This is a genomic window from Mesorhizobium sp. WSM3866 (genome assembly GCF_002294795.1).
Classification (GTDB): Bacteria; Pseudomonadota; Alphaproteobacteria; order Rhizobiales; family Rhizobiaceae; genus Mesorhizobium.
Genome location: NZ_NSGC01000002.1, coordinates 162,900 through 180,825, shown reverse-complemented (window position 1 = coordinate 180,825; position 17,926 = coordinate 162,900). Strand labels below are relative to the sequence as shown.

The 17,926-nt window shown below is 64.9% G+C and carries 17 protein-coding genes; 14 read left to right on the top strand and 3 right to left on the bottom strand.

Annotation, left to right across the window (positions count from 1 at the left end):
• Positions 1-2 precede the first annotated feature (2 nt).
• From sucC to lpdA, 9 genes are all read left to right on the top strand, one after another.
• Positions 3-1,196 (top strand): ADP-forming succinate--CoA ligase subunit beta, encoded by a 1,194-nt coding sequence (gene sucC, locus CK222_RS04980; RefSeq protein ID WP_095799609.1) that lies wholly within the window; start codon positions 3-5, stop codon positions 1,194-1,196.
• 5 nt (positions 1,197-1,201) lie between these two features.
• On the top strand, positions 1,202-1,573 hold the full coding sequence (locus tag CK222_RS04975; RefSeq protein WP_095799608.1) for a cupin domain-containing protein: 372 nt from the start codon (positions 1,202-1,204) through the stop codon (positions 1,571-1,573).
• Between the two features lie 3 nt (positions 1,574-1,576).
• Positions 1,577-2,074 carry a DUF1579 family protein gene (locus CK222_RS04970; RefSeq protein WP_067323643.1) on the top strand — a complete coding sequence of 166 codons (498 nt, stop codon included), beginning with the start codon at positions 1,577-1,579 and terminating at the stop codon, positions 2,072-2,074.
• 12 nt (positions 2,075-2,086) lie between these two features.
• Positions 2,087-2,989 (top strand): succinate--CoA ligase subunit alpha, encoded by a 903-nt coding sequence (gene sucD / locus CK222_RS04965; RefSeq protein WP_067323640.1) that lies wholly within the window; start codon positions 2,087-2,089, stop codon positions 2,987-2,989.
• Between the two features lie 126 nt (positions 2,990-3,115).
• Entirely contained in the window at positions 3,116-6,103 is a 2,988-nt protein-coding gene (locus tag CK222_RS04960; protein WP_095799607.1) for a 2-oxoglutarate dehydrogenase E1 component, read from the top strand.
• 51 nt (positions 6,104-6,154) lie between these two features.
• Positions 6,155-7,447: a 2-oxoglutarate dehydrogenase complex dihydrolipoyllysine-residue succinyltransferase gene (odhB, locus tag CK222_RS04955; protein ID WP_095799606.1), complete on the top strand. Its 1,293-nt coding sequence runs from the start codon at positions 6,155-6,157 to the stop codon at positions 7,445-7,447.
• A gap of 34 nt (positions 7,448-7,481) precedes the next feature.
• The gene (locus tag CK222_RS04950) at positions 7,482-7,994 is read left to right on the top strand and encodes a hypothetical protein (RefSeq protein WP_095799950.1); all 513 of its coding nucleotides are present in this window, start codon (positions 7,482-7,484) and stop codon (positions 7,992-7,994) included.
• On the top strand, positions 7,991-8,746 hold the full coding sequence (locus tag CK222_RS04945; RefSeq protein ID WP_095799605.1) for a glucose 1-dehydrogenase: 756 nt from the start codon (positions 7,991-7,993) through the stop codon (positions 8,744-8,746). Before CK222_RS04950 ends, CK222_RS04945 begins: the two co-directional genes overlap by 4 nt.
• A 24-nt stretch (positions 8,747-8,770) precedes the next feature.
• A complete protein-coding gene (gene lpdA, locus CK222_RS04940) occupies positions 8,771-10,177 on the top strand; it encodes a dihydrolipoyl dehydrogenase (RefSeq protein WP_095799604.1) in 1,407 nt (468 codons plus the stop codon).
• Positions 10,178-10,722: 545 nt separating this feature from the next.
• Here lpdA and CK222_RS04930 read toward each other — a convergent pair.
• Positions 10,723-11,787, bottom strand: coding sequence for a TraB/GumN family protein (locus tag CK222_RS04930; RefSeq protein ID WP_095799602.1), 1,065 nt, complete (start codon positions 11,785-11,787; stop codon positions 10,723-10,725).
• A gap of 260 nt (positions 11,788-12,047) precedes the next feature.
• Between CK222_RS04930 and CK222_RS04925 the strand changes: the two genes are divergently transcribed.
• The 5 genes from CK222_RS04925 (at position 12,048) to rpsP (ending at position 16,808) form a co-directional block, all read left to right on the top strand.
• A complete protein-coding gene (locus CK222_RS04925; protein WP_095799601.1) occupies positions 12,048-12,989 on the top strand; it encodes a CPBP family intramembrane glutamic endopeptidase in 942 nt (313 codons plus the stop codon).
• 67 nt (positions 12,990-13,056) lie between these two features.
• Positions 13,057-13,998, top strand: a complete 942-nt coding sequence (locus CK222_RS04920; protein ID WP_095799600.1) for a glycosyltransferase — start codon at positions 13,057-13,059, stop codon at positions 13,996-13,998.
• 385 nt (positions 13,999-14,383) lie between these two features.
• Complete coding sequence (ffh, locus tag CK222_RS04910) at positions 14,384-15,967, top strand: signal recognition particle protein (protein ID WP_095799599.1); 1,584 nt, start codon at positions 14,384-14,386, stop codon at positions 15,965-15,967.
• 6 nt (positions 15,968-15,973) lie between these two features.
• Positions 15,974-16,300: a chorismate mutase gene (locus CK222_RS04905; RefSeq protein WP_066991680.1), complete on the top strand. Its 327-nt coding sequence runs from the start codon at positions 15,974-15,976 to the stop codon at positions 16,298-16,300.
• A 106-nt stretch (positions 16,301-16,406) separates the two neighbouring features.
• The gene (gene rpsP, locus CK222_RS04900) at positions 16,407-16,808 is read left to right on the top strand and encodes a 30S ribosomal protein S16 (RefSeq protein ID WP_066991677.1); all 402 of its coding nucleotides are present in this window, start codon (positions 16,407-16,409) and stop codon (positions 16,806-16,808) included.
• A 77-nt stretch (positions 16,809-16,885) separates the two neighbouring features.
• Here the strand turns inward: rpsP and CK222_RS04895 are convergent, their stop codons facing one another.
• On the bottom strand, positions 16,886-17,149 hold the full coding sequence (locus tag CK222_RS04895; protein ID WP_066991674.1) for a YMGG-like glycine zipper-containing protein: 264 nt from the start codon (positions 17,147-17,149) through the stop codon (positions 16,886-16,888).
• A gap of 235 nt (positions 17,150-17,384) precedes the next feature.
• Positions 17,385-17,795, bottom strand: a complete 411-nt coding sequence (locus CK222_RS04890) for a DoxX family protein (RefSeq protein ID WP_095799598.1) — start codon at positions 17,793-17,795, stop codon at positions 17,385-17,387.
• Between the last annotated feature and the right edge of the window lie 131 nt (positions 17,796-17,926).

Here is a 17,926-nt window from a genome sequence, read left to right as displayed (position 1 = left end):
GCATGAACATCCATGAATATCAGGCCAAGGCGCTGCTGAAGTCGTTCGGCGCGCCCGTCGCAAGCGGCGTTCCGGTGTTCAAGGCAAGCGAGGCGGAAGCCGCCGCCAAGACGCTGCCCGGCCCGCTCTATGTGGTGAAGAGCCAGATCCATGCCGGCGGCCGCGGCAAGGGCAAGTTCAAGGAACTGCCAGCCGACGCCAAGGGCGGCGTTCGGCTGGCGAAGTCGGCGGCGGAAGTGATCGCCAACGCCAATGAGATGCTCGGTCATACGCTGGTCACCAAGCAGACCGGACCCGCCGGCAAGCAGGTCAATCGCCTCTATATCGAGGACGGCGCCGATATCGACCGTGAGCTCTATCTGTCGATCCTGGTCGACCGTTCGGTCGGGCGCATCGCCTTCGTCGTCTCGACCGAGGGCGGCATGGATATCGAGGCGGTGGCGCATGACACGCCGGAGAAGATCCTCACCGTCGCCATCGATCCGGAAAAGGGCGTGACGGCCGATGATGTGAAGAAGCTCAACGCCGCGCTGAAGCTGGACGGCGATGCGGCGCAAGACGGCGACACGCTGTTCCCGCTGCTCTACAGGGCCTTCGTCGAGAAGGACATGAGCCTGCTCGAGGTCAATCCGCTGATCGTCATGAAGAACGGCCGGCTGCGCGTGCTGGACGCCAAGGTGTCGTTCGACAACAACGCTCTCTTCCGCCATCCCGACGTGATGGAGCTGCGCGACACCACCGAAGAGGACGAGAAGGAGATCGAGGCGTCGAAATACGACCTCGCCTATGTCGCGCTCGAGGGCAATATCGGTTGCATGGTCAACGGCGCCGGCCTCGCCATGGCGACGATGGACATCATCAAGCTCTACGGCGCCGAGCCGGCCAACTTCCTCGATGTCGGCGGCGGAGCCTCGAAGGAGAAAGTGACGGCGGCCTTCAAGATCATCACCAAGGATCCGGCGGTCGAAGGCATCCTGATCAACATCTTCGGCGGCATCATGAAGTGCGATGTCATCGCCGAGGGCGTGATCGCCGCGGTCAAGGAAGTCGGGCTGAAGGTGCCGCTGGTCGTGCGGCTGGAAGGCACCAATGCCGAGCTCGGCAAGAAGATCATCAATGACAGCGGCTTGAACGTCGTCTCGGCAGACGACCTCGACGACGCGGCCAAGAAGATCGTCAAGGCGGTGAAGGGCTAAAGCGGATGCCTCCGCGCAAGATAAACCTGGTCGAGGCGGCGGATGCGAAGATCGCCAAGGTCTTCGATCCGCACATCGCCGGCGACGTCAATGACAGCCAGGCCAAGGTCGCCAAGTTCGGCGAGGTTTTCGACTGGCACGCGCATGATGACGAGGACGAGGCCTTCCTCGTGCTGCGCGGCAAGATCGCCATCGATTTCCGCGATGGACCGGTCGAGCTCGGCGAGGGCGATTTCATTGTCGTGCCGCGCGGCGTCGAGCATCGGCCGCGTTCGCTGACTATCGAGCCCGTGGTGCTTATGTTCGAGCCGGCGACCACCCTCAACACCGGCAATGCCCAAAGCGACCTCACCGTCACCGATCTGAAGCGGCTCTGAGCCATGAACGCGACGCCTTTCTCATCCCTCTCGGCCGATCACCAGCGCCTGCAGGCGCTGGTCGGCGCGTGGCGTGGCGAGGAAGATGTCGCGGCGACGCAATGGACCGATGCCGGCGCCGCGACTTCGGAAGTGCTTGCGGACGCGCAGTTCGGCGGCCAGTTCGTGGTCCAGCGCTACCGCCAGCGCCGCGACGGCACGATCTCGTTCGGCGCGCATAATGTGTTCGGCTTCGATCAGCCGAACGACGTCGTCACCATGCATCAGTTCGACTCGATGGGTTTCGTGCCGGTCACACCGGCTACGGGCACATGGAACGGCAACGAGCTTGTGCTGGAACGGTCGTCGCCGCGCGGCTCGGCTCGCGTGACTTACAGCTTTGACGGCACTGATACTTACCGCATGCGATTGCACTTCAAGCCCGCCGGCAGCGACGCCTGGCAAGACATGGTGAGCGGCCTCTACCGGCGCGTTTCGCCTTCCTCGATCAACGGTTTTTAGAAAAGGGGCGCGATGTCCATTCTCGTCGACAAGAATACCAAGGTGCTGGTGCAGGGCCTGACCGGCAAGACCGGCACCTTCCATACCGAGCAGGCGCTGGCCTATCACGCCACCAAGATGGTTGGCGGCGTCCATCCGAAGAAGGGCGGCGAGACCTGGACCGGCGCGAAGGGAGAGACCCTGCCGATCTTCGCCACCGTCGCCGAGGGCAAGGAGAAGACCGGCGCCACCGCCTCCGTCATCTATGTGCCGCCGGCAGGCGCGGGCGAAGCGATCATCGAGGCGATCGAGGCCGAGATCCCGCTGATCGTCTGCATCACCGAGGGCATCCCGGTTATGGACATGGTCAAGGTCAAGGCGCGGCTCGACCGCTCCTCCTCGCGGCTGATCGGCCCGAACTGCCCGGGAGTTTTGACCCCCGACGAATGCAAGATCGGCATCATGCCCGGCAACATCTTCCGCAAGGGCTCGGTCGGCGTTGTTTCCCGCTCGGGAACGCTTACCTATGAAGCGGTCTTCCAGACCAGCAATGTCGGCCTCGGCCAGACCACTGCTGTCGGCATCGGCGGCGACCCGGTCAAGGGCACCGAGTTCATCGACGTGCTCGAGATGTTCCTCGCCGACGACGAGACCAAGTCGATCATCATGATCGGCGAGATCGGCGGCTCGGCCGAGGAAGACGCCGCGCAGTTCTTGAAGGACGAGGCAAAGCGCGGCCGCAAGAAACCGATGGCGGGCTTCATTGCCGGGCGCACGGCGCCCGCCGGCCGCACCATGGGCCATGCGGGCGCGGTGATCTCCGGCGGCAAGGGCGGCGCGGAAGACAAGATCGCGGCGATGGAATCGGCCGGCATCAAGGTTTCGCCGTCACCGGCGCGGCTCGGCACGACGCTGGTCGAGGCGATCAAAGGTTAAGGGCGTAGGGAGTAAGCGAATAGGGCAGCAGGGAAAGATCAGCGGCAAAAATGCCCTACTCCCCTACTGCCTTACTCCCCTACTCCCTTCCATAAAAGGAGACGGAGCCAGGCTCCGCAGACGAAAATGGCAAGACAAGATCAGGCCAACGACCAATTCTCGCTCACCTCGTTCCTTTATGGCGGCAATGCCGACTATATCGACGCGCTCTATGCCGCCTATGAGGACAACCCCGGCTCCGTCGATCCGGAATGGCAGGACTTCTTCGCCGCGCTGAAGGACGACGCGGGCGACGTGCGCAAGAACGCCAAGGGCGCTTCCTGGGCGAAGCCGTCCTGGCCGATGCAGGCCAATGGTGAGCTGGTTTCGGCGCTCGACGGCAATTGGGGCCTGGTCGAAAAGCACATCGAAAAGAAGGTGAAGGAAAAGGCGGTCGTCAACGGCGCGGCCCTTTCCGATGCGGACGTTCACCAGGCGACGCGCGATTCCGTGCGTGCCATCATGATGATCCGCGCCTTTCGCATGCGCGGCCACCTGCACGCCAATCTCGACCCGCTGGGCATCGCCAAGCCGCTTGAGGACTATAACGAGCTGTCGCCGGAGAATTACGGCTTCACCGAAGCCGACTACGACCGGCCGATCTTCCTCGACAATGTGCTGGGGCTCGAGTTCGGCACCATCCGGCAGATGCTGGATATCCTCACCCGCACCTATTGCTCGACGCTTGGCGTCGAGTTCATGCACATCTCCGACCCCGAGGAGAAGGCCTGGATCCAGGCGCGCATCGAGGGCGCCGACAAGGAGATCACCTTCACCGCCACCGGCAAGAAGGCGATCCTGTCGAAGCTGGTCGAGGCCGAAGGCTTCGAGCAATTTATCGACGTCAAGTACAAGGGCACCAAGCGCTTCGGCCTCGACGGCGGCGAGTCGCTGATCCCGGCGCTGGAGCAGATCATCAAGCGCGGCGGCCAGCTCGGCCTGAAGGAGGCCGTGCTCGGCATGGCCCATCGCGGCCGCCTCAACGTGCTTTCGCAGGTCATGGCCAAGCCGCACCGCGCCATCTTCCATGAGTTCAAGGGCGGCTCGGCCGCTCCCGACGATGTCGAGGGCTCGGGCGACGTGAAGTACCATCTCGGCGCCTCCTCGGACCGCGAGTTCGACGGCAACAAGGTGCACCTGTCGCTGACCGCCAACCCCTCGCATCTGGAAATCGTCGACCCGGTCGTGATGGGCAAAGCGCGCGCCAAGCAGGACCAGCTCGCTGGCCGCGAGCGCGGCGAGATCGTGCCGCTGTCCGAGCGCGCCAAGGTGATGCCGCTGCTGCTGCATGGCGACGCGGCGTTCGCCGGCCAGGGCGTGATCGCGGAGATGTTCGGGCTCTCCGGCCTGCGCGGCCACCGCGTCGCCGGCACGCTGCATTTCATCATCAACAACCAGATCGGCTTCACCACCAATCCGCGCTTCTCGCGTTCGTCGCCCTATCCGTCGGATGTGGCGAAGATGATTGAGGCGCCGATCTTCCACGTCAACGGCGACGATCCGGAAGCGGTGGTGCATGCCGCGAAGGTGGCGACGGAATTCCGCATGAAGTTCCACAAGCCGGTGGTGGTGGACATGTTCTGCTACCGCCGCTTCGGCCACAATGAAGGCGACGAGCCGTCCTTCACGCAGCCGATCATGTACCGCAACATCCGCAGCCATAAGACGGTTGTGCAGGTCTATGCCGACCGGCTGATCGCCGAGGGTCACATCACCCAGGCCGAGGTCGACAAGATGCGGGCCGACTGGCGCGCGCATCTGGAACAGGAGTGGGAAGTCGGCCAGTCCTACAAGCCGAACAAGGCCGACTGGCTTGACGGCGCCTGGTCCGGCCTGCGCACGGCCGACAACCAGGACGAACAGCGGCGCGGCAAGACCGCGGTGCCGGTCCGCACGCTGAAGGAAATCGGCAAGAAGCTGACCGAGGTGCCGAAGGATTTCGAGGCGCACAAGACGATCCTGCGCTTCCTCGAGAACCGCCGCCAGGCGATCGAGTCCGGCGACGGCATCGACTGGTCGACCGCCGAGGCGCTGGCCTTCGGCGCCATCCTGCTCGACGGCAATCCGATCCGGCTCTCCGGCCAGGATTCGGAGCGCGGCACCTTCTCGCAGCGCCATTCCGTGCTCTACGACCAGCGTGACGAGACGCGCTACATTCCACTCAACAATCTATCTGCGGCCCAGGCCGGCTACGAAGTCATCAACTCGATGCTCTCGGAAGAGGCGGTGCTCGGCTTCGAATATGGCTACAGCCTCGCCGAGCCCAAGGCGCTGACGCTTTGGGAAGCGCAGTTCGGCGATTTCGCCAACGGCGCCCAGGTGGTGTTCGACCAGTTCATCTCGTCCGGCGAGCGCAAGTGGCTGAGAATGTCGGGCCTCGTCTGCCTCCTGCCGCACGGCTATGAAGGCCAGGGGCCGGAGCATTCCTCGGCCCGCCTCGAACGCTTCCTGCAGCTCTGCGCCGAGGACAACATGCAGGTGGCGAACGTCACGACGCCGGCTAACTATTTCCACATCCTGCGCCGGCAACTGAAGCGCGACTTCCGCAAGCCGCTGATCCTGATGACGCCGAAGTCGCTGCTGCGCCACAAGCGGGCGGTGTCGACGCTGTCGGAGATGGCGGGCGAAAGCTCGTTCCACCGCCTGTTGTGGGACGATGCGCAGCTCTTGGCCGACCAGCCGATCAAGCTAGTGAAGGATTCCAAGATCCGCCGTGTCGTGCTCTGCTCCGGCAAGGTCTATTACGACCTCTATGAGGAGCGCGAGAAGCGCGGCATCAACGACATCTATCTGCTGCGCGTCGAGCAGCTCTACCCGTTCCCGGCCAAGGCGCTGATCACCGAGCTGTCGCGTTTCCGCAACGCCGAGATGGTGTGGTGCCAGGAGGAGCCCAAGAACATGGGCGCCTGGTCGTTCATCGATCCTTATCTCGAATGGGTGCTGGCGCATATCGACGCCAAGCATCAGCGGGTGCGCTATACCGGCCGGCCGGCCTCGGCCTCGCCGGCCACCGGGCTGATGTCGAAGCATCTCAGCCAGCTTTCCGCCCTGCTCGACGACGCGCTGGGCGAATAAGCAGACCGGGACCAAACAGACCTCAAGAAGACAAGAGAACGGACAGGCACAATGGCTACCGAAATCCGCGTCCCCACTCTCGGCGAATCCGTCACCGAGGCGACCGTCGGCAAGTGGTTCAAGAAGGTTGGCGACGCGATCGCCGCCGACGAACCGCTGGTCGAGCTCGAAACCGACAAGGTGACGGTGGAGGTGCCCGCCGCGGGCGCCGGGACGCTCTCCGAGATCACAGTCAAGGAAGGCGAGACGGTCAATGTCGGGGCACTGCTCGGCTCGATTTCGGCCGGCGGCGCGGCCGCCGCTCCCGCCACCAAGCCGCAGGCGGTGGCGCAGGCGTCCAGTCCGGACGCCGCATCCACGACCAAGCAGGCCGCCGCCGAAACCGCCAAGATGGCCGGCGACGCCGGCCCGGTCGAGCCGCGCACCATGCCGCCGGCGCCGGCCGCGGCCAAACTGATCGCCGAGCACAATCTCTCGGTCGAGCAACTGACGGGCTCCGGCAAGCGCGGCCAGGTGCTGAAGGGCGACGTCCTCGATGCCATCGCCAAGGGCGCGCCATCGCAGCCGGCCGAGACGCCGAAAGCGGCTCCTGCTCCTGCTCCCGCACCGGTCGCGGCCCGCGCGCCGTCGACGGCCGACGATGCTTCGCGCGAGGAGCGCGTGCGCATGACCAAGCTGCGCCAGACGATCGCGCGCCGGCTCAAGGAGGCGCAGTCGACGGCCGCCATGCTCACCACCTTCAACGAGGTCGACATGAGCGCGGTGATGGCGCTGAGGGCTAAGTATAAGGACGTGTTCGAGAAGAAGCATGGCGTGAAGCTCGGCTTCATGGGCTTCTTCACCAAGGCCGTCACCCATGCGCTGAAGGAGATCCCGGCGGTCAACGCAGAGATCGACGGCGCCGACATCATCTACAAGAACTTTGCCCATGTCGGCGTCGCCGTCGGCACCGACAAGGGCCTGGTGGTTCCGGTCGTGCGTGACGCCGACCAGATGTCGATCGCCGAGATCGAGAGGGAGATCGGCCGGCTGGGCCTCGCAGCGCGCGACGGCAAGCTTTCGGTCGCCGACATGCAGGGCGGCACGTTTACGATCTCCAACGGCGGCGTCTATGGATCGCTGATGTCGACGCCGATCCTCAATGCGCCGCAGTCCGGCATCCTCGGCATGCACAAGATCCAGGAGCGGCCGGTGGTGGTCGGCGGCCAGATCGTCATCCGGCCGATGATGTATCTGGCGCTGAGCTACGACCACCGCATCGTCGACGGCAAGGAAGCGGTGACCTTCCTGGTCCGCGTCAAGGAAAGCCTGGAGGATCCCGAGCGGCTGGTGCTCGATCTCTGAGGTGGAGCATGAAGGCTCGCGGGCGGGGCGGCGAGTGAAGGCCCGTTGGCTCAGCACCGCGAGGCCGGTCGCGCTTGCCGCCGGTGCGGCTCTCGTAGCAGCCGATGCCCAGGCCGCTTGCCCGATCCAGCTTGCCGCCTATGGCGAGGCGAAAAGCGGCGCCGAGATCGATTTCAGCGCGACGGGTACCTCGGCGACGATCGCCAACACATTCCGCATGATGCTCGACAACAATACCGTGCTCGATGGCATCGCCATGTGGACCGAGGGCTCGGCCGCGCGGCCGCACGGCTCGCTGATGTACAAATGCCCGACCGGCGACGTCACCGGCGAGGAGCTCGCCGCCTGCGCGGTCTGGGAAGGCGTGATCTATAGCGCCGATGAGAAGGGCGTCGTGGGTCTGCTACCGGCCGAGGGCTCGGATGCGCCGAAGAGCCTGATCTTTCCCGATCTCGGACCGTCGCTGGAAATGTCGGCCGCTTACGGTCCGGCGGGCTTCTCAAAAGTACCGTGGGACGTCTTTGCCCTGAAAGGCTGCCCGGAATGAATGCCGACAAGAAGACGCTGCTGGTCACCGGCGGCGGCCGTGGCATCGGCGCCGCCATATGCCGGCAGGCCAGCCGGGCCGGCTATGGGGTGGCGATCAACTATGTCTCCAACCGGGCCGCCGCCGATGCGCTCGTCGCCGAGCTCGAAACCGCGGGCGGCGAGGCCTTCGCGGTCCAGGGCGATGTCGGCAACGAGGCCGATGTGATGGCGATGTTCGAGGCGGTGGACCGGGCCTTCGGCCGGCTCGACGCCTTCGTCAACAATGCCGGCATCGTCGACGTCAAGTCGCGCGTCGATGAGATGAGCGCCGAGCGGGTCGAGCGCATGATGCGCATCAACGTCGTCGGCTCCTTCCTCTGCGCCCGCGAGGCTGTTAAGCGCATGTCGACCCGTCACGGCGGCAAGGGCGGCGCCATCGTCAATCTGTCCTCGGCGGCGGCAAGACTGGGCTCGCCCGGCGAATATGTCGACTACGCCGCTTCCAAGGGCGCGATCGACACGCTGACCGTTGGTCTGGCGCGCGAGGTGGCGCTGGAAGGCATCCGCGTCAATGCCGTCAGCCCAGGCATCACCGAAACCGACATCCATGCCTCCGGCGGCCAGCCGGAGCGCGTGGCGCGGATGCAGGATCTGCTGCCGCTGAAGCGCGCGGGCACGGCCGACGAGGTCGCGAGCGCGGTTCTCTACCTTTTGTCGGACGCGGCCTCCTATATAACGGGCGCGATCCTGAATGTGAGCGGCGGCCGCTGAAGGCCAGACCAGAAGGACACCATCATGGCTTATGACGTCGTAATCATCGGATCGGGACCGGGCGGCTATGTCTGCGCCATCAAGGCGGCACAGCTCGGCCTGAAGACAGCGGTGGTCGAGAAGAACGCCACCTTCGGCGGCACCTGCCTCAATATCGGCTGCATCCCGTCGAAAGCCCTGCTCCACGCCTCCGAGATGTTCGCCGAAGCCGGTCATGCCTTCGATATGCTCGGCATCGAGGTCGGCGCGCCAAAACTCAATCTGAAGAAGATGCTGGCGCACAAGGATGCGACCGTGGCCTCCAACGTCAACGGCGTCGCTTTTCTCTTCAAGAAGAACAAGATCGACTCGTTCCGCGGCACCGGCAAGGTGATCGGCGCCGGCAAGGTGTCGGTCACCGGCGAGGGCGGCAAGGTCGAGGAGATCGAGACCAAGAACATCGTCATCGCCACCGGTTCCGACGTCGCCGGCATTCCGGGTGTCAAGGTCGACTTCGACGAGAAGGTGATCGTGTCCTCGACCGGCGCGCTGTCGCTGGCCAAGGTGCCGGGCAGTCTTGTGGTGGTCGGCGGCGGCGTCATCGGGCTCGAGCTCGGCTCGGTCTGGGCCAGGCTCGGCGCCAAGGTCACGGTTGTCGAGTTCCTCGACACCATCCTCGGCGGCATGGATGGCGAGGTCTCGAAGCAATTCCAGCGGCTGCTGTCCAAGCAGGGCTTCGAGTTCAAGCTCGGCGCCAAGGTCACCGGCGTCGCCAAATCCAAGAAGGGCGCCAGCGTGACGTTCGAGCCGGTCAAGGGCGGCGCGGCGGAAACGATCGAGGCCGATGTCGTGCTGGTCGCGACCGGACGCCGCCCCTATGCCGACAGCCTTGGATTGAAAGAAGCCGGCGTCGAGATGGACGAGCGCGGCCGGGTCAAGTCCGACGGGCATCTGAGGACCAACGTGCCCGGCATCTATGCCATCGGCGACGTCATTGCCGGGCCGATGCTGGCGCACAAGGCCGAGGACGAGGGCGTGGCGGTAGCCGAGACGATCGCCGGCCAGGCCGGTCATGTGAACTACGACGTTATCCCGAGCGTCGTCTACACCAGTCCCGAAATCGCCTCGGTCGGCAAGACCGAAGAGGAGCTGAAAAAGGCCGGCATCGACTACAAGGTCGGCAAGTTCCCTTTCAGCGCCAATGGCCGCGCGCGGGCCATGCTGCACACCGACGGCTTCGTGAAGATCCTCGCCGACAAGGCGAGCGACCGCGTGCTCGGCGTTCATATCGTCGGCTTCGGCGCCGGCGAGATGATCCACGAGGCGGCGGTGCTGATGGAGTTCGGCGGCTCCTCGGAAGACCTCGCCCGCACCTGCCATGCCCACCCGACCATGTCGGAGGCGGTCAAGGAAGCGGCGCTGGCCACGTTCTTCAAGCCGATCCATATTTAGGTGCTCGTCACGGCCGGCGCCGAACGCCCGAGGATGGCAAAGGTGTAGTTAAACAAAAACGGCCCGCCTTTCGGCGGGCCGTTCGTCGTGGAGCTATAGCCTGATCACGGAGACGGCGCAGGTGCCGGAGCCGGGGCGGGCGTCGGAGTGGGCGCGGGTGCCGGGGCCGGCGTCGGAGCAGGAGCAGGCGTTGCGGGCGCAGGTTCAGGCGTTGCAGGCGCCGGGGCCGGCGTCGTCGCGGCCGGCGGCTCGGAAGTCGCGGGGACGTGCTCGCCACCGGTTCTGCCAAAAACATAATACGCAACAATGGCCAGGATAATGACAACTAGGGCGATCAGCCACCCGCTGCCGCCACCACCGCCCCTCGAGGGCGGCGTGCTCGACGGGGTGTAGGGGTCGTTAGGGTTCGCCATGAAACGTGTCCTCCTTGGAATGAAAGGCATCAAATAGCAGCCATCAACGCGCGGATCCCCTAATGGGTTTCACGCAGGCGGACGGAAAGCGCTGAAAAACCGGCATTTTCCGCTCCCCAGCCGCCAGACGACTCAGTTGACGGCGGTAACACTATACCCCGCTTTGCGGAAATCTTCGACCAGTCCGTCAGGGCCGGGCAGATGCAGCGCGCCGACCGCCATGAAGGCATTGCCCCTGGCCAGGATAGGCATGGCATGCGCGACCATGACCTTGTTGCGGCTGGTGATCATGGTCTGCTCAAAGGCGGCATAGCCGGCCTGGTCGTCCGCCGTGTCGGGCAGCACGGTGCGAAACAGCGGCCAGAACATGCCGACCTCGCCGCGTTGGTAGAGCACGATCATGGTTTCGTTGACGTCGTTCACCTTGTCGCCGAGCTTCAGCGTCTCGACCAACCCCTTCATGTGGTAGGCGAGCGGCAGCGAAGCCATGGCGCGCAACTGGTCGACGGCGGTTTCCAACCCCTCGACGTCCTTGCCGGACGCTTTGGCGTCGGCGGCCAGCTTGACGTCCAGCACCGGCGCGCCGGCGCTCTGGCGCGCCACCTCGCAGGCCGGGAGCGCCACCATGGCCGACAGGATCCACGGCTTCATCTTGGCCACCGTCAGAGGCGGAATGCCGCGTGCATCGAGCCCCTTGTTCAGTACTGCCGCATCCTCGGGCGACAGCAGCGAGGACAGCGTCGTGTTGTCCGTGAACATCATCAGGCCAGGCTCGGCGGCCATGGCGGCCATCATCTTGGCCTTGTCGAGGGCGTCGGTGGTTTCGATGATGATGGTGTCGGCGCCTTCATAGGCTTTTTGGGCCGCGGCAGGCAGCGTGGTGACGCGCGCGTCCGTCATGTGCATGGTGCCGAAGAGATAGGACGGCTCCTCGCCCGGTTTCTCGAGCTTCCACAACAGCCCCCGGCCGTTTGGAACGGCGGCGGCTTCGGTCTCGACCTTCTTGAAGGCGGCGGGATCGCTCTTTGCAAGACCCGCCAGCAGGTCGCTGCCGCTGCAGGCGGGCGCTTCGGCATGCGCGCGGCCGGCCAGCAGCAGCACGAGCAGGAACGAAAGGAAAAACAGCAGGTTGAGCGCTGCGAGCAGCTTCAACGAGACGAGGGCCGCGCGGTCGGCGATGGCGATAACGCGTTTCATTGGCAAGCTTCTTAAGCGCAAAAAGCGGCAAAACGGTTAATCGAGAGCCGAAATTGTTGTCGACCGGCTCGGATTCCCGGCGGCAGCGTTTAGACGGGTGGCCCTGCGCCGATGGAAGGCCGTGGCTGATCTGCCGCCAATTTCGATGATCCCCGCGGTCGAGCGGCCCAACTGGTTGCTGGATCTGACGGGAGAGATTGCGCCGAAAACGCCGATCCCCTAGATCATGCGACCGTAAAGCGCCCGGCAGGGGACCCCGTGTGATCATCGACAACGCCGCCTTCGAGCGCTACCGGCGCTCGCCGAACGAGAAAACCACCCTGCTCCGGCTCCTGCTCGGAACGGCGATCGTCGTTCTCTTCTGGCTCGCCGTGACGCTGGTCGTGCTCGTCGCCGGCACCGCCGCCTTCATCGTCTTGCGCCTCCCGGGCCCGGCGACCGGACAGCCGATCCAGGATTTCCTTGCCTCTCCCGCCGGCATCCTCACCGCGCTGGCGTCCTTTGCCGGCATCTGGATCGGTCTTTGGGCCGCGATGCGCTTCGTTCATGGCGAGCCGCTCTCGGCGCTGATCGGCCCAGACCGCCGCATCTCGCGCGGCGGGTTTCTCAAAGGCCTGGTCGCGGTTCTGACAACCTCCTTGTTCTCCGAGGTGCTGCTCTATTGGCTACAGCCGGAGATCGTCCGCGGATCGATCGCGTTCTCGTCCTGGCTGCTCTTGCTTCTCGCGATCGTGCCGCTCGCCTTTCTGCAGACCTCATCGGAGGAGGCTCTGTTCCGTGGCTATCTGCTGCGTGGCCTCGCCAGCCGCTTTGGCAGCCCGCTGATCTGGGCCGCGCTGCCGGGGCTTCTGTTCACCGCGTTGCATTGGAGCCCGGCCTCGACGCTTGCCATCAATGCCAGCGTGCTGGTCTCGATCGCCGCCTTCGCGCTGCTGCTGACGCTGCTGGTCTATGTGACCGGCAATCTCGGCGCTGCATTCGGCGCCCATCTCGGCAACAATCTGATCGGCTTCCTGCTGATCTCGCACCAGCAGAGCTACAATTCCTTCGCCCTGTTCAACGCCAAGCCGCTGGAAGGCCCCGGCTGGACCAATTGGGACGCCGTTCTCATCGCCGCGATCGGCATCGTAAGCACGCTGCTGACGATGCTCCTGCTTCTGCATCGCCGCTCACCCCTGAAGGTCGGGCCGGACGAGCCATGATCCAAAAAAGCGGAAACCGGTTTCTTGATCGGATCGTGGTCAGGCGGAAAACCGACGGGCTCGCCTGATGCGCATCACGCTGGTGGCGGAACGCACCATTCCCTGCAAAGGCTATGGCGGCACTGAGCGGCAGGTCGACTGGCTGGCAAAAGAGCTTTCGCGTCTCGGCCACAAGGTGGTCCTGATCGCCGGTCGCGGCTCGAGCCATCCGCTGTGCGAAGTGCGGCAGGCCTCTTCGGCCGCCGAATGCCGCGCTGCGATCCCGGCCGACACCGACATCGTGCATTTCAATGGCTGGTACATCGAGATTTCGCGACCGGCGCTCTATACGATGCACGGCTTCGACCCGGAATTCACGCAAAACAGGCCAAACTGGAACTTCGTCAGCGCCAGCCATGCGCGCAACCACGGGCGGGAAACCTTCGTCCACAACGGCTTTCCGGTCGACGCCTATCGGCTGTCCGCCCGCAAGACGGACAGGCTTCTGTTTCTGGCCGGCATCGCCCGCGCCGGCAAGAACCTCAACCGGGCTGTCGATCTCGCCCGTGCGTTCGATTTCCACCTCGATATCGCCGGCGGCTCGCGCTGGCAGCTCCTGCAGCGCACCAAGGTTCGCCGCCAGCGTGTCTTCTTCAAGAGCCTCGGCCGCCGCTTCCGCTACCACGGCGTCGTCGACGGCGACGAGAAGCTGCGCCTGCTGGGAGAAGCCAGAGCTTTTCTCAACCCGATCGCCTGGGAAGAGCCGTTCGGCATGGCGCCGGTCGAAGCGATGCTCTGCGGCACGCCCGTGTTGACGACACGGCGCGGCGCGCTGCCCGAAATCGTCGACGGCGCCACCGGACGCCTCTTCGACACCGATGCCGAGTTCGCGCAGGCCTTGGCCGACATCGCCGGCTTGTCCCCTGAGCAGTGCCGTGCATCCGCCGCCGCGCGATTTCCCATCGCCAAGACGGCAAACGGCTATCTCGATCTCTATACGCGCATCCTGGACGGCGAAAAGCTGCTCTGAACCGCCTTTGGGCGCGGTGTCTTGCTCTTCAAAACGACCCCAGCCTTGACTCCGCCGCCGATTTCCTGTCTAGACGCACACGAATTCCGCGACGAGACCCTCTCCGCGAAAGCCGACCAGGACGCCGAAGCCTCTTTGAGGCGAGAGCTGTAAACCGATCCTGGAGGCCAACACCCGGCAGCGCGATGCGCCCCCGGGTGCTTTTTGGCTTTGCGCTTTTGCTTGGCGACCCGGCGCGAACGCACTACCTCTCGGGTCGAATGAACCGAGATCGAAGGAAGCAAGATGTTTGAATCACTGCAGGAGCGCACAAGAGGCGTGGAGGGCCGCAGGCCCGACAGCGATCGGCATGAATCCAAGGCGCTCTCGCACGGCGGTCTGATCAATGTTTGAGTCCCTGCAAGAGCGCCTTGGCTCCATCCTGAACGGCCTGACCGGCCGCGGTGCGCTGTCGGAGGCGGACGTCTCTGCGGCGTTGCGCGAGGTGCGCCGGGCACTGCTTGAGGCCGATGTGGCGCTCGAGGTGGTTCGCTCTTTCACCGACAAGGTGCGCGAGAAGGCGGTCGGCGCCGCGGTGCTGAAGTCGATCAAGCCCGGACAGATGGTCGTCAAGATCGTCCATGACGAGCTGGTCGATATGCTCGGTGCCGAGGGCGTCGCTATCGACCTCAACGCGCCCGCGCCCGTCGTCGTCATGATGGTCGGCCTGCAGGGTTCCGGCAAGACGACGACCTCGGCCAAAATTGCCAAGCGGCTGACCGAGCGTCAGAACAAGAAAATCCTGATGGCCTCGCTCGACACGCGGCGTCCGGCCGCGCAGGAGCAGCTGCTCCAGCTCGGCGAGCAGACCAAGGTCGCCACGCTGCCGATCATCGCCGGCCAAAGCCCGGTCGATATCGCCAAGCGCGCCGTGCAGGCGGCAAAGCTCGGCGGCCACGACGTCGTCATCCTCGACACGGCCGGCCGCACCCATATCGACGAGCCGCTGATGGTCGAGATGGCCGACATCAAGAAGGTGTCGTCGCCGCACGAAATCCTGCTGGTCGCCGACTCGCTGACCGGCCAGGACGCCGTCAACCTAGCGAAAAGCTTCGACGAGCGCGTCGGCATCACCGGCCTGGTGCTGACCCGCATGGACGGCGACGGCCGTGGCGGCGCCGCGCTTTCGATGCGCGCCGTCACCGGCAAGCCGATCAAGCTGATCGGCACCGGCGAAAAGATGGACGGGCTGGAGGAATTCCACCCCAAGCGCATCGCCGACCGCATCCTCGGCATGGGCGACATCGTCTCGCTGGTCGAGAAGGCCGCCGAGACCATCGACGCCGAGCAGGCGGCGGCGATGGCCAAGAAGATGCAGTCAGGCAAGTTCGACCTGAACGACCTTGCCGCGCAGCTTCAGCAGATGTCGAAAATGGGCGGCATGGGCGGCATCATGGGCATGATGCCCGGCATGGGCAAGATGAAGGACCAGCTCGCCGCGGCCGGCTTCGACGACAAGATGTTCCGCCGGCAGCTCGCCATCATCTCCTCGATGACCAAGGCCGAGCGCGCCAACCCCGATATCTTGAAGCACTCGCGCAAGAAGCGCATCGCCGCCGGCTCCGGCACCGACGCGGCCGAGATCAACAAGCTCTTGAAGATGCATCGCGGCATGGCCGACATGATGAAGGCGATGGGCGGCAAGGGCAAAGGCGGCGGCATGATGCGCGGCATGATGGGCGGCCTTGCCTCGAAGATGGGCCTTGGCGGCATGATGCCCGGCGGCGGCATGCCCGACCTTTCCAAGATGGACCCGAAGCAGCTGGAGGCCTTGCAGAAGCAGGCCCAGGCTGCCGGTCTCGGCAAAGGCCTGCCGGGCGGGCTGCCCGGCGGACTTCCCGGCGGCGGGTTGCCGGGCCTGCCCGGCGGCATGAAACTGCCGGGCCTTCCCGGTCTCGGCGGGCTGCCTGGCCTTGGCAAGAAGAAGTGAGGGGCGATGAACGAGGAGAAGGACATGGCCGAGGCACGCGCCGTTCTGGCGGGCTACCGCGCTTCGATCGACAACATCGACGCCGCCCTCATTCATATGCTGGCTGAGCGCTTCCGCTGCACCAAGGCGGTCGGCGTGCTGAAGGCGGAGCATGGCCTGCCGCCGGCCGACCCGGCGCGCGAGCAGCAGCAGATCGCCCGCCTGCGCCAACTGGCGAAGGATGCGCATCTCGATCCGGATTTCGCGGAGAAATTTCTGAACTTCGTCATCCGCGAAGTTATCCGGCATCACGAACAGATCGCCGCTAACAACGGCGTGACGAAAACCGGCTGAAGCTGGTGCATGTCGCCCAACTGCGCAGCGGTCTTGGGATTACGACTTGCACAACGCCAAAGCCGCAACCCAATCAACGAACTCAGAGCTTGTTAGGAGATAAAGAATGGCACTGAAGATCAGACTGGCCCGTGCGGGCTCGAAGAAGCGTCCCTATTACCACGTCGTCGTCGCCGACGCCCGTTCGCCGCGCGACGGCCGTTTCATCGAGGCGCTCGGCTCGTGGAACCCGCTGCTGCCGAAGGACGGCGAACGCGTGAAGGTCGACGCCGACCGCGTCAAGCACTGGCTCTCGCACGGCGCCCAGCCGACCGACCGCGTGCTGCGCTTCCTCGACGAGGCCGGCATCGCCAAGCGTCCGGCCCGCTCGAACCCGAACAAGGCCCTGCCGGGCAAGAAGGCGCAGGAGCGCGCAGCCCTGCTGAAGAAGGCCCAGGAAGACGCCGCCGCTGCCGTTGCGGCCGCGTCCGCAGCACCCGCCGAGGCGGAAGCCGCGACCGCCGAGTAGTCTCGGCCCCCGGTCAAAACAGGTCAAAAGAACGGCGGGCCAACCCCGCCGTTCTTTTGGTCAGGCCTGTTGATACCTCAATATCCCGACGGGCAACGAGCAATATAAACGCGCCCGTAGCGGTCCCGATAACGGCACTTGCCGCTTTCGCTGGCACGGCCGATCAACGCGCCTGCCACGGCGCCGACAGCGCCACCGACCACTGCGCCCTCGACCGGGTCATTGGCGACGGCCGCTCCGACCGCAGCACCGCCCAAGCCGCCGATCGCCGCTCCTTTTTCCGTCTGCGAACAGGCGCCCAGCGCCACCGTCAGCACCAGAATGGTAATCGCTTTCTTCATTTCAGTTCCTCTCTCACGGGATCGCCGTCCTCGCCGCCAAGCTTTAACTCGCAAACGGCTAATTTGATCCCGAAGGGAACGAATATTGCTGTTTCGAAGGCAGGCGCGGGTTGCGCCAACCGGCCTCGACAGCATTGAGAGTGCTCACGAATTAGCGTTCGGTAACGCAGCTTGGCAACCCGGCTTCGAAGCCTTGCGGTCGCCGCAGCCGGTGGAATCACCAGAACGAACCGCCTCAGCGGCTGAACGGGATCAGCGCGCGCACTCTGGGGTCGCGCAGATAGAGCCCGCCCCACAGGACAACAGCGAGATAGACGCCGAAAAGCGTGTGCGAAAGCAGCGGGTTGCCGATGCGCACATGCGTGGAAATCGCGCCGCCCATATAGGCGGTGAGCAGGATGGCGCCGAGCACGGACGTGCGCGGCAGCGCATAAAGCACAGTCGAGATCAGGCCGACGATGCCGAGCAGCCGCGCGGTGTTTGGGTCATCCGGCCAGCCGAGCTGCGCCATCGTCTCGGTGACGATCTGCAGCGGCGGCAGCTTGATGACGCCGTCGAAGATCATGAAAAGGATGACAATGGCGCTAAGCGCGCGCCCGGTCCACAAGGCGCCGTTCGAGACGGGAGCGGTTTCTGAAATGCTCATTGGTGTTCCCTCCTTGGTTGGAGCCTGGCTGTTTTGCCAGTTTCGAGCCAAGGACGGCGGGCAGGGCGGCGATCCGACAAGGGCCGGTGCGCTTTTTTCGAACGCATGATTGAGTGAGAATGCATGACCGA

Coding starts and splice junctions, on each gene's coding strand:
- sucC (WP_095799609.1), top strand. CDS start 3: ATGAACATCCATGAATATCAGGCCAAGGCGCTGCTGAAGTCGTTCGGC.
- CK222_RS04975 (WP_095799608.1), top strand. CDS start 1,202: ATGCCTCCGCGCAAGATAAACCTGGTCGAGGCGGCGGATGCGAAGATC.
- CK222_RS04970 (WP_067323643.1), top strand. CDS start 1,577: ATGAACGCGACGCCTTTCTCATCCCTCTCGGCCGATCACCAGCGCCTG.
- sucD (WP_067323640.1), top strand. CDS start 2,087: ATGTCCATTCTCGTCGACAAGAATACCAAGGTGCTGGTGCAGGGCCTG.
- CK222_RS04960 (WP_095799607.1), top strand. CDS start 3,116: ATGGCAAGACAAGATCAGGCCAACGACCAATTCTCGCTCACCTCGTTC.
- odhB (WP_095799606.1), top strand. CDS start 6,155: ATGGCTACCGAAATCCGCGTCCCCACTCTCGGCGAATCCGTCACCGAG.
- CK222_RS04945 (WP_095799605.1), top strand. CDS start 7,991: ATGAATGCCGACAAGAAGACGCTGCTGGTCACCGGCGGCGGCCGTGGC.
- lpdA (WP_095799604.1), top strand. CDS start 8,771: ATGGCTTATGACGTCGTAATCATCGGATCGGGACCGGGCGGCTATGTC.
- CK222_RS04930 (WP_095799602.1), bottom strand. CDS start 11,787: ATGAAACGCGTTATCGCCATCGCCGACCGCGCGGCCCTCGTCTCGTTG.
- CK222_RS04920 (WP_095799600.1), top strand. CDS start 13,057: ATGCGCATCACGCTGGTGGCGGAACGCACCATTCCCTGCAAAGGCTAT.
- ffh (WP_095799599.1), top strand. CDS start 14,384: ATGTTTGAGTCCCTGCAAGAGCGCCTTGGCTCCATCCTGAACGGCCTG.
- CK222_RS04905 (WP_066991680.1), top strand. CDS start 15,974: ATGAACGAGGAGAAGGACATGGCCGAGGCACGCGCCGTTCTGGCGGGC.
- rpsP (WP_066991677.1), top strand. CDS start 16,407: ATGGCACTGAAGATCAGACTGGCCCGTGCGGGCTCGAAGAAGCGTCCC.
- CK222_RS04895 (WP_066991674.1), bottom strand. CDS start 17,149: ATGAAGAAAGCGATTACCATTCTGGTGCTGACGGTGGCGCTGGGCGCC.
- CK222_RS04890 (WP_095799598.1), bottom strand. CDS start 17,795: ATGAGCATTTCAGAAACCGCTCCCGTCTCGAACGGCGCCTTGTGGACC.